Source organism: Mycobacterium sp. 1245852.3 (assembly GCF_001669335.1).
Classification (GTDB): domain Bacteria; phylum Actinomycetota; class Actinomycetes; order Mycobacteriales; family Mycobacteriaceae; genus Mycobacterium; species Mycobacterium europaeum_A.
In genome coordinates this window covers 1-8,743 of sequence record NZ_LZLL01000009.1, presented here as the reverse complement: position 1 = coordinate 8,743, position 8,743 = coordinate 1, and the positions used below count along the sequence as shown (strand labels likewise).

Below are 8,743 nucleotides of genomic sequence, written 5' to 3'. Positions count from 1 at the left end.
GACGGTCACTGAAGTTGCGCTTGTGGGTTCGCACGATGTCGTCCGTCGTCGCCAGCGATCCGGCCGATTCCACCGCGGCGTTGTGAAAAGGGCAGCCGCGCACGATGTCCGATTGGCGTAGGTCGAAGATGGTCAGCAGGCGCTCGCGGGCGGGCAGGTCACCCTCGTCGAGGCGGCGTTCGGTGGGCGAGCCGCCGCGGGCGTCGATGTTGCGCAAATAGGTGTCGATGAGCTCGTTCTTGCTGGCGAAATGTTGGTAAAGCGTTCGCTTGGAGACGCCGGCCTCTTGCGCGATCAGTTCGACTCCGGTCGCGTGAATGCCGTTGCGGTAGAAGAGCCGGGCCGCGGCGCGCTCGATGCGTTCGCGTGCGCCGCGCCCGGCCACCCGGGGCGACTGTGCTGCGGCTGCGCTCATGGTACCGATGGTACACCGTCCGGTTTACAAATAGCCGGTGCGTCGCTAGCTTGGTGCTAACGAAGTAAACCGATCAGTTTTATGCCGGAGGGGTCGCATGGTGCATTCAGACGCTCGAGAGGCCGAGGTCACGGGGTGGGGCGAGCCCCGGTCGCGCCTGATCAGCTGGCACGACCCGATCGCCACCCAGGCCGCCGCCGCGTCGATGTCCGGCCTGTCCTACTGGCGGGCGGTGTCCGACGGGCAGTTGCCGCCGCCACCGATCGGTGAGCTCATCCAGATGCGCATCGCCGAGGTGGAGAACGGCCGCATCGCCTTCAGCTGCACACCCGACGGGTCCATGTACAACCCGCTGGGAACGGTGCACGGCGGCACCGTGTGCACGCTGTTGGACACCGTCACCGGCTGCGCATTGCACACCACACTCGCCGCGGGCTTCGGGTACACGTCGGTCGAAATCAAGGTCAACTACCTCAAAGCCGTCACCGTGGCCAGCGGACCACTGGCCGCGGTGGGCACGGTGGTCAAGGCGGGCGCGCGCATCGGGTTCACCGAAGCGAAGGCCACCGATGCCTCCGGAGCGCTCGTCGCGACGGCGAGCAGCACCCTGTTGATCTTCGAATTACCCAGTCGCACAACTCAATACAACGGCAACGGCAAGCATCGCTGAAAGGACCGGCCCGCCATGACCTCCGTTTTGATCACCGGCGCCAACCGCGGCATCGGCCGCGCCGTCGCCACCGAGTTCGCCGGCCGCGGCCACCGCGTGGTCGCCACCGCCCGTGATCCCCGCACCCTGGCGGATCTCGACGTCGCCCTGCGGCTGTCCCTCGACGTCACCGACGATGCCAGCGTCACCGCGGCCGTCGACGCCGCCGGCGACATTGACATCGTCGTCGCCAACGCCGGAGTGATCTTCTACGCCGCCGTGGAAGCCACGCCGCTGGCCGAGCTGCAGCGGCTGCTCAACCTCAACACCGTCGGCGCGATCCGCGTGGCCCAGGCGGTCCTGCCGCAGATGAGGTCCCGACGTGACGGGAAACTGCTGTTCATGTCCAGCGTCCTCGGACGCGTCGTGCTGCCACCCGGGGCGGCGTATGCGGCGACGAAGTGGGCGCTGGAAGCCCTCGTCGAGGCGTTGGCGATCGAGGTCGCGCCGTTGGGGATTCAGGCCGCCCTGTTGGAGCCCGGGGCCGTGAGCTCCGGGGCGCTCGACGACGTGACCACCTACAGGCTCCCCGACGATCCCTACGCGGCGATCCTGCGGGGTGGGGGGGGCCCGCGCCGGAATGATCACCCCCGAACAGGTCGCGGCCGAGGTGGTCGATGCCGCCGAGAAACCGCAACTGCCGCTGCGCATTCCGATCGGCGGAGCGGCCAGGGCGTTGTTGACCGCCCGCCACGCGGCTCCCGACGATGTCCCGTTCATCATGGGCGCGGCCGAGAGATGATGGTCGGGTGGCGAATGACAAGGCGGCGACCGGGCTTCTGGTGATCGATCCCTACAACGATTTCATTTCTCCGGGCGGGAAAGTGTGGGATCGGTTGCAAGGCGTCATCGAAAGCAATGACTGCGTCACCCATATGCAGCAGGTGCTCGATGCCGCCCGCGGTGCGGGTTTGCGCGTGTTTTACGCGCTGCATCGTCGCTACCGCCCGGGCGATTACGAGACGTGGAAGTACATCGCGCCGGTGCAACGAGCGGCCTGGTCGCGCAAGACCTTTGAATACGGCACCTGGGGCGGCGAGATCCGTCCCGGGTTCGAGCCGCAACCGGGCGACATCGTCGCTCACGAACACTGGTGTTCCAGCGGCTTCGCCAACACCGACCTCGACCTGCAGCTCAAGCGCCATGGCATCGAGCGGGTCATCGTGATGGGCTTGATCGCACATACCTGCGTCGAGGCAACGGTTCGGTTCGCCGCCGAGCTCGGGTATGACGTCACGGTGGTTCGAGACGCGACGGCCGATTACTCGGCTGGCGAGATGCACGCCGCCCTCGAGGTGAACATGCCCAACTACGCCTCGGCGCTCGTGACGGCCGACGAGGCCGTTGCCGCGATCGCCGCTCTTTAAGCCGACGTCACGGGGCCGCGGCGATCCGTGAAGATTTGCGGCGCGCGTGTGAAGGCTTCGTTAAGAACGAGGCACGCCGCCCGGCGCACCCGCACGGTAGAGGTATGACGCTCGCCGCTACCCGCGACGGCGCCCTGCGTTGCGCTCAGGCGCCGCTGCGCGCCATACCCGGAGCGGCGTCGGTTCGAGTGACGACGAGCTACGCGGTCGTGTTGCTCGCCATCTATCTCATCCTCGCCGCGCTGGGCCCGCACGCGCACGAGGTCGCCGTGAGCCGAATGAGCACGAACATTCACAACCTCGGGCGCGGTCACCTGGGCACCTTGATCGGCAGCGCATTCGTCAACGACGGCGGCGATCTGTTCTTCTGGCTGCCCGGGCTGGTCTGCCTGCTGGCCCTGGGCGAACTCATGTGGTGTGGCAGGGGCTTGCTCGTCACCTTCGCGGTCGGGCACATCGGCGCCACGGTGATCGTCGCGGTCGGCCTGGTCGCCGCCATCGAAACCGGCATGCTGCCGGTTTCGGTCGCCCGCGCCAGCGACGTGGGAATCAGCTACGGCGCGATGTGCGTGCTCGGCGCGTTCACCGCCGCGATCCCGGCCCGCTGGCGCGGGACCTGGGCGGGTTGGTGGCTGGGAACCGCGGTGGTGGCGGCCGCGGGTGCGGACTTCACCGCCGTCGGCCACGTGGTGGCGCTGTTGCTCGGCATCGGCTTGTCGTTCCGGTTGCGGTCGGCGGCCTCGTGGGCACCCCTGCACCAGGCGTTGCTCTTGGTCGCCGTCACGTTCGGCTATCTGTTGCTCGCCGGGCCTTCGCTGATGGCGCCCGCCGGCGGGCTGGCCGGTGCTCTCATCGGACTGGCCACCAACCGCTCGTTAGTCGGCGGGCCCCGCCAGCGTGTCGACGTGATAGCGGCTGGCGGTCCACGGCGGTGAGTCGGCGGTGGGCGTCAGGGTGATCGTCACCTGCGCCTTACCCGCCGTCACCGAGCGCGGCACCAGGTAGGTGTCGTCCAGCCAGCGGTGGAAGCTGTTGCTGCGCGGCTGCAACCAGTTTCCCGTGGGTGTGCCGTCAACCGCAACGTCGGCCGACTGAAAACCGATGGCCTGATCCGATGTCCGCCGCAGCAGGATGCCGTGGTTGTCCGGATCGATCTGGACGTGAAAAGTGATCGCGCCCTGGCCGATACGGACCGAACCGACGACAGGCAGGGTGTCCTGGGTGCCTTCGTACTCGCTGACCAGTAGCTGGTCGGTCGCGTCGAAGTCGGCGTAGCCGTGCAGGACTCGATTGACGGGATCCGTCGGGCTGACGTCGTCGCCACCGGTGACGCCGGCGACCGGCTGTGTGTAGAGGAATGCCGTTGAGCCGTAGTCGGGTTGGACCATGTTCCGTTTGCCGTGCTCGATGCCGAATCGGATCGCGGAGTGATAGCCGATGGCGTCGGCCAGCATGATCCGGTAGACGGCGACGCAATAGTCGGCGCAACCACCGGCGGCGGTGCGTTGATCGGGCTGGCCGTTGAGGGGGTCGCTGAAGTGGGTGCCGCCCTTGAAGTACCAGCCGCCCTCATACAGGTCCTCGGTGCCGGTGCCGTACCACTGCGGGGACGCGGCGCCGTCGGTGTGGACCCGCTCGGCACCCTCGAGAAAGTAAGGGGCATCGTCACTGAACGCCGTTTTGGTTCGATTGCCGCGGATGGTCTGGCTGACACCGACGAATTTGCCGCGTCCCTGTTCCTCGGCGAACAACCAGTCCTGGCCGAGTGCCGTCGGCCCGGCATGCGAGCGCGCGGTGAAGTAGCCGGCTCGGCCGCTGCTCAGCGCGGGCGCCCACTGGGCATCGGGAGTGGTGGCGACGTCGCTGTCTATCCCGGACACCACATCCGCGCCCGCGTTGACCAGTGTTACGCGCGCTGACTGCGCGAAAGGCATTGGCCACCAAGCGCATAGCAGCAGTGATCCATCGTGCTGCACAGTGGTGGCGAACATCAGCGATCGCACGGGGTTGGCCCCCAGCCCGGCGCCGAAGAACTCACCTAATGGGGAGTCCACCATGGTCCGGCCGTCGAACTCGATCTGTAGCCGCAAGGTGGTCAGCTGCGCAGCCGCCGGCTCGGGCAGCTGCAGCCGCAGTGCCGAAACAGTCGCCGGGCCAGTCGTTTCGGCGATGGTTTGTCCGGCGCTGGGGGCCAGCTCGATGACCCGATTGGTGTGCGCGGCAACCGTGGCGGCCGGTTTGGGGTCGGCCGTACCGGCGGCTCGCAGCATGTCCAGCACGTCGAGCGCGGGGTCGGTCGGTGAAAAGGTGTCGACCCCGTCGGCGTTGGGAAACTGCCGATAGTCGACGTGGTAGTACTCCAAATGGGATGTGACGCTGACCCGCATCGAACGCCGATACGGCATCGGCACCTTGATGTAGTCGCCTCCCGGCGATTGAGTGGCGTTGGCGACCAGCGGCCACACGAACGGTGCCCCCAGGTTGCCGTCGACCAACGATTGCAGCGGGGTGTCGACCACGGTCTGCCCGTCCAGCTCGATGCGGATGTTTCCGAGTGCGCGAAGATTGCCGCCGTCGCGGGTCAACCAGATCGATTCGATCTCTCCGGCACCGTGATCCTCCGCGATGACGCAGCCGGCGCCTCCCGGCGCCAAGCACCCGCCGCTGCCGTTGCGATTGCCCGTCGATATGTCGTAATCGCCGCCACTGCGATCGAAGCTGGATACCTGCAGAGTCTGCGAGCCGGGGTGCAAATACGGCAGCCGATCGAGCCGCCGATAGGTGTCCCAGCCGACCAATCTTTCGCCGATTTGTTTCGTCGCCGGCGCGGCCGGCTCCGCGGCGGCCGCGCCGGCGACGGGAATTGTCGACAGCAGCAACGCGAATGTCACGGTGCATAACCGAGCTGCCACCGACATAGCACCTGAGCCTACGGAACGAGATTTCGTACCCGCAGTTGAGCCTCGTGAGGAATTCCGTACTGAAAGTCCGATTTCTGCCGCTAAAACGAGTTTGTATCCTGTTTTGAGCCAACACGTTTGCGCCACGGCGCCGATCGGCATTCAAGTACCCCTTTGCGGCACAGCAGGACTCGACTTTGGCGGTAACTTTCTGAACTGGCGCCGTAAGACGGCCCAAATTGACGACCGCTACTCGACGGCTTTCAGTCAGGTGAAGTAATTGAACGAAAATTACTCATTCCCATACTCATACGAGGGCGCGGCGCGTAATATTCCTACTCTCGGGCGTCAGATTTCTCCTACGGACGGAGTGGTCATGTCTGGTCTGAAATACAAAGTTGTTCTTGGTTTGATCCTCACCTTCACCGCCATCACGGCTTCCGGCTGCACGACGCCGATAACAATCGATTGCGGACCCAATCTGACCTGCACGATGTAGGTCTGCCGGGCTACCGGCAGGGTCTGGATCACCCCCGCGTCCATTGCGTGGTAGGGCCCGTTTCCTGGGCCTGTCGAGTAGTTTCTCCATGGCATTGGGTGTCCGCATTCGCACGGTCAAATTCCGCTACGCGCCGGCCTGGCGGATAGGAACGTGACAGCATGAGCCGAGCCCCGGTGGCACGAAAAACGCTGGGCCGCAAGGGTTTGCCGGCGCCATCGGTTCTATACGGGGCGCGCACGCTCGTCGCGAATTGCTTGGGTGGCCTTTGCACGCGATGGCGGTAAACTATTCTCCTCGGCCAAACGGTTCCCAAAGCCGTTGGCCCCGACGCCTTGACGGATCGGGTACGGGAATTCGTGCGGTTTGAATCCGGTTGGCATCACGGGATTGAAGTTCCAAGTTGTCACCGTGACAAATCGGCTCAAGCCACTGCGGCGCAATGCAATGCCTTTTGCGTGGACGCCCCGAGTGATAGCGTTGAGATCCTCACTTGGGCGCAGCGGCGCGGGACGGTAAAACGCGGCCGAGGAAAGTCCGCGCGTTTCGGCTAGTCCTTCTCGTTTTTGAGATCTCGATCCCGGCTGGGCTGAACGCGTTTGGGCTCGCCGGGCATTTTCGGGTAGTTCGGCGGATACGGCATGTCCCCCAGCCCGCGCTCCTCGTCGGCGTCGGCCATTTCCAATAGGGCAGCGATCGATTGGGCCGCATCATCCATTGCGGCCCAAGGGTCTTCCCGGCCCTTGATTAGATCGGGCACGGTCGCCATTGTGTAATCGTCCGGCTCGGCGTCGGCCAGCTCGTCCCATGTGAGTGGCATCGAAACGGTCGCGATCGGCGTGCGTCGCACCGAATACGCCGACGCCATGGTGCGGTCCCGGGCGTTCTGGTTGAAGTCGATGAAGATGCGCTCGCCACGTTCTTCCTTCCACCAGGAGGTGGTGACGGCATCGGGCGCACGGCGCTCGACCTCGCGGGCCAAGGCGATGCCGGCACGGCGTACCTCGATGAAGTCCCAATCGGTCGCGATCCTCAGGAACACGTGGATACCGCGACCGCCCGATGTTTTCGGATATCCCGCCAGCCCCAGTTCGTCGAGCAGCGGCCGCAGCACGTCGACCGCGACCGTGCGCGCCTGGTCGAAGGCGACGCCGGGCTGCGGATCCAGATCGATGCGCAGTTCGTCGGGGTGGTCGGTGTCCGGGCAGCGCACCTGCCATGGGTGCAGGGTGACCGTGCCCATCTGCGCCGCCCACACGACAGCCGCCGGATGGGTGACCTTCAGCGCGTCGGCGGTCCGCCCCGACGGAAAGGTCACCCGGCACGTCTGCAGGTAGTCGGGATGGTGCTGCGGGATCCGCTTCTGGTAGATCTCCTCGCCGTCCACGCCGTCCGGGAACCGCTGCAGGTGGGTGGGCCGGTCGCGCAGCGCGTCGAGCATCGGACCACCCGCCACGGCACGGTAGTAATCCACCAGGTGCCGCTTGGTGCCTTTCGATCCCAGTTTGGGGAAATACACCTTGTCCGGATTGGTCAGCCGCACCGCTATGCCGTCGACGTCGAGCTCTTCTGCAGCAGCCATACCTCCGATTCCAGCACAATCAGGCTATGGACCTCCCTGTCATGCCGCCGGTGTCGCCGATGCTGGCGAAGTCGGTGCGCTCGATTCCCGCCGATGCGTCCTACGAGCCCAAGTGGGACGGCTTCAGGTCGATCTGCTTTCGCGACCACGACCAGGTCGAGCTGGGCAGTCGCAATGAACGGCCGATGACCCGCTACTTCCCCGAGCTGGTCGCCGCGGTGAGGGCCGAGCTGCCGCAGCGCTGCGTGATCGACGGTGAGATCGTCATCGCCACCGACCGGGGCCTGGATTTCGAGGCGCTGCAACAACGGATTCATCCGGCGGATTCGCGGGTGCGCATGCTCGCACAGACCACGCCGGCGTCCTTCATAGCGTTCGACTTACTCGCCCTCGGCGACGACGACTACACGCGGCGGCCCTTCACCGAGCGGCGCGCCGCCCTGGTCGACGCTGTGTCTTCAGCGGCCCGGCCGGGCCGCATGATCCACGTCACGCCGGCGACGACCGATCTGGACACCGCGCAGCGCTGGTTCAACGAATTCGAGGGCGCCGGCCTCGACGGCGTGATCGCCAAGCCGCTGGACATCACGTATCAGCCGGACAAGCGGATCATGTTCAAGATCAAGCACGAGCGGACCGCCGACTGTGTGGTCGCGGGTTATCGGGTGCACAAGTCCGGTGCCGACGCGATCGGTTCGTTGTTGTTGGGTCTGTATCAAGATGACGGCCAACTGGCGTCCGTCGGGGTGATCGGTGCGTTCCCGATGGCCGAGCGGCGGCGGCTGTTCAGCGAATTACAGTCGCTCGTCACCGATTTCGATGGCCACCCGTGGAATTGGGCCGCGCACGAAGCCGGCGAACGGACGCCTCGGAAGAACGAATTTTCCCGCTGGAACGCCGGCAAGGATCTGTCGTTCGTGCCGCTGCGGCCCGAGCGGGTGGTCGAGGTCCGCTATGACCATATGGAAGGCCGGCGGTTTCGTCATACCGCGCAGTTCAACCGGTGGCGCCCGGACCGCGACCCACGCTCGTGCACCTACGAACAGCTCGAACAGCCGGTGACGTTCAGCCTGGGCGACATCGTGCCGGGACTAGGTCCGGGTTAATTCTTTTATTCTCAACCTGTTTGAGGTTGGGGCCGTTGCTGGTCATGATCGGTGGCGGTGGGGCACCTAGTTAATTGTCGGTGGTGGGTGGGGTTGGAAGGGTGTGTACCACCACCAGTCGGCGCGTTCGCCGATCGGTCCCGGACACGGCGCCACCGCAGGTGG

Annotated in this window: 10 protein-coding genes; 5 read left to right on the top strand and 5 right to left on the bottom strand. The window is 65.7% G+C overall.

Features of this window, described 5'->3' with window-relative positions:
* The coding region (locus A9W96_RS00315) for a TetR/AcrR family transcriptional regulator (protein ID WP_067137262.1) at positions 1 to 415 on the bottom strand (415 nt) is incomplete at its 3' end.
* 97 nt (positions 416 to 512) lie between these two features.
* Between A9W96_RS00315 and A9W96_RS00310 the strand changes: the two genes are divergently transcribed.
* The 4 genes from A9W96_RS00310 (at position 513) to A9W96_RS00295 (ending at position 3,426) form a co-directional block, all read left to right on the top strand.
* The gene (locus A9W96_RS00310) at positions 513 to 1,085 is read left to right on the top strand and encodes a PaaI family thioesterase (RefSeq protein ID WP_067137261.1); all 573 of its coding nucleotides are present in this window, start codon (positions 513 to 515) and stop codon (positions 1,083 to 1,085) included.
* Positions 1,086 to 1,100: 15 nt separating this feature from the next.
* Complete coding sequence (locus A9W96_RS00305) at positions 1,101 to 1,910, top strand: SDR family NAD(P)-dependent oxidoreductase (RefSeq protein ID WP_197499351.1); 810 nt, start codon at positions 1,101 to 1,103, stop codon at positions 1,908 to 1,910.
* Positions 1,832 to 2,491 carry a cysteine hydrolase family protein gene (locus A9W96_RS00300; RefSeq protein ID WP_066868256.1) on the top strand — a complete coding sequence of 220 codons (660 nt, stop codon included), beginning with the start codon at positions 1,832 to 1,834 and terminating at the stop codon, positions 2,489 to 2,491. Before A9W96_RS00305 ends, A9W96_RS00300 begins: the two co-directional genes overlap by 79 nt.
* A gap of 104 nt (positions 2,492 to 2,595) precedes the next feature.
* Entirely contained in the window at positions 2,596 to 3,426 is an 831-nt protein-coding gene (locus A9W96_RS00295; protein ID WP_082971980.1) for a rhomboid-like protein, read from the top strand.
* Here A9W96_RS00295 and A9W96_RS00290 read toward each other — a convergent pair.
* The 3 genes from A9W96_RS00290 to ligD all read right to left on the bottom strand — a co-directional run bounded on the left by A9W96_RS00290 (position 3,367) and on the right by ligD (position 7,472).
* Positions 3,367 to 5,409: a glycoside hydrolase family 172 protein gene (locus tag A9W96_RS00290; RefSeq protein ID WP_067137257.1), complete on the bottom strand. Its 2,043-nt coding sequence runs from the start codon at positions 5,407 to 5,409 to the stop codon at positions 3,367 to 3,369. The genes A9W96_RS00295 and A9W96_RS00290 overlap by 60 nt on opposite strands.
* Before the next feature lie 330 nt (positions 5,410 to 5,739).
* The gene (locus A9W96_RS00285) at positions 5,740 to 5,922 is read right to left on the bottom strand and encodes a hypothetical protein (protein WP_156749049.1); all 183 of its coding nucleotides are present in this window, start codon (positions 5,920 to 5,922) and stop codon (positions 5,740 to 5,742) included.
* Positions 5,923 to 6,440: 518 nt separating this feature from the next.
* Positions 6,441 to 7,472: a non-homologous end-joining DNA ligase gene (ligD, locus tag A9W96_RS00280; protein ID WP_067137255.1), complete on the bottom strand. Its 1,032-nt coding sequence runs from the start codon at positions 7,470 to 7,472 to the stop codon at positions 6,441 to 6,443.
* A gap of 26 nt (positions 7,473 to 7,498) precedes the next feature.
* Here ligD and A9W96_RS00275 point away from each other — a divergent pair, with 26 nt between their 5' ends.
* A complete protein-coding gene (locus A9W96_RS00275) occupies positions 7,499 to 8,578 on the top strand; it encodes an ATP-dependent DNA ligase (protein WP_067137253.1) in 1,080 nt (359 codons plus the stop codon).
* Between the two features lie 66 nt (positions 8,579 to 8,644).
* Here the strand turns inward: A9W96_RS00275 and A9W96_RS32430 are convergent.
* A partial coding sequence (locus tag A9W96_RS32430) for a hypothetical protein (RefSeq protein ID WP_231999552.1) occupies positions 8,645 to 8,743 on the bottom strand: 99 nt, incomplete at its 5' end.

Bases quoted from the DNA above. Each gene is read 5' to 3' on its own strand.
- A9W96_RS00310 (WP_067137261.1), top strand. From the start codon at position 513: ATGGTGCATTCAGACGCTCGAGAGGCCGAGGTCACGGGGTGGGGCGAG.
- A9W96_RS00305 (WP_197499351.1), top strand. From the start codon at position 1,101: ATGACCTCCGTTTTGATCACCGGCGCCAACCGCGGCATCGGCCGCGCC.
- ligD (WP_067137255.1), bottom strand. From the start codon at position 7,472: ATGGCTGCTGCAGAAGAGCTCGACGTCGACGGCATAGCGGTGCGGCTG.
- A9W96_RS00290 (WP_067137257.1), bottom strand. From the start codon at position 5,409: ATGTCGGTGGCAGCTCGGTTATGCACCGTGACATTCGCGTTGCTGCTG.
- A9W96_RS00295 (WP_082971980.1), top strand. From the start codon at position 2,596: ATGACGCTCGCCGCTACCCGCGACGGCGCCCTGCGTTGCGCTCAGGCG.
- A9W96_RS00300 (WP_066868256.1), top strand. From the start codon at position 1,832: ATGTCCCGTTCATCATGGGCGCGGCCGAGAGATGATGGTCGGGTGGCG.
- A9W96_RS00275 (WP_067137253.1), top strand. From the start codon at position 7,499: ATGGACCTCCCTGTCATGCCGCCGGTGTCGCCGATGCTGGCGAAGTCG.